Origin of the sequence: Shewanella hafniensis, from assembly GCF_019655335.1 — a bacterium.
Lineage (GTDB): Bacteria > Pseudomonadota > Gammaproteobacteria > Enterobacterales > Shewanellaceae > Shewanella > Shewanella hafniensis.
On record NZ_BPFD01000188.1, the window covers coordinates 1 to 946 of the forward strand.

At 33.8% G+C, this 946-nt stretch carries 1 protein-coding gene; it reads right to left on the bottom strand.

Translation table 11 applies throughout. The annotated features are described in order from the left end of the window. Positions 1 to 946 (bottom strand): DUF262 domain-containing protein (locus tag K5Q99_RS21840; protein WP_220778122.1); only part of this gene is annotated, 946 nt, incomplete at both ends.

Genomic DNA, 946 nt, shown 5'->3' on the forward strand with positions numbered 1-946 from the left:
TTGATTGTTTATGTAATAAAAACAATTCATTAATCGACATGTTTTGTGTTATTAAATAACCAATAAGATGAAATAACGCTCTGTCGTTATACCATTCTTCTAAAGTCATATAACATTGTTTTATTTTAAGCCACTCAGTAGTAATACCTTTATTTTGGCCCGTAAACAGCTGATTAAATTGAAGGAATGTTTTTAAAGGGTCATTTTGTTGAATACCCTCAGTACAAAGATCTTTTGCTGCAAGATTAAGGACAAGCTCAATTCTGTTTGTTTTATATGAATTGTTGCTAATAAAGTACCAAAAAGCATCATCTTGTAAGCGTTTTTCGATTGTGTCCCACTCTTGCGCAATACTCAACTGCTGCAGATGCTTTGCATCATGGCTCTTACTAAAATTACTTGATTTTAAGAACAATGCTTTAACTAACTCGGCATTAACTAAAGGGATTTTACCAATATTAAGACGGGTAAATACTGCCGTTGCATTTTCAGACTGACCAATCTCATACCAAATTATTTTTACATTCTTGCCCATCTCATCACTATTCAGTAAGGTCTGTAAAAATTTAACCTTGTAAGTAGGATCTTGTTTTGCAAGCCATTGTTCTATGGCTTGTTTAGCCTGACTTATGTGAAAAAAATCTATATTTTCATTACTTAGTTCAGTCTTAATATCTTCTAAGAAAGCAGCGCTATTATCTCTAGTTTCATAACTTAACTTGTATCTACCAAGCCCAAAAAGAGCGGCTACCTCTTTCAGACAGGTAAGTATGATAAAAATCGTAGTTAATCGTTGCTGGCCATCTACGAGCTCCCAAGAATCATTATACTTTTTTACTACAATAGGCTGTAAGCAGTAGAATGCGTCTCTTGAGCCTTCTTCAGCCTGTTGCTGAAATTCTTTTATATCATTAAGTAACTCAGTTACTTGTCGTTCTGTCCATCT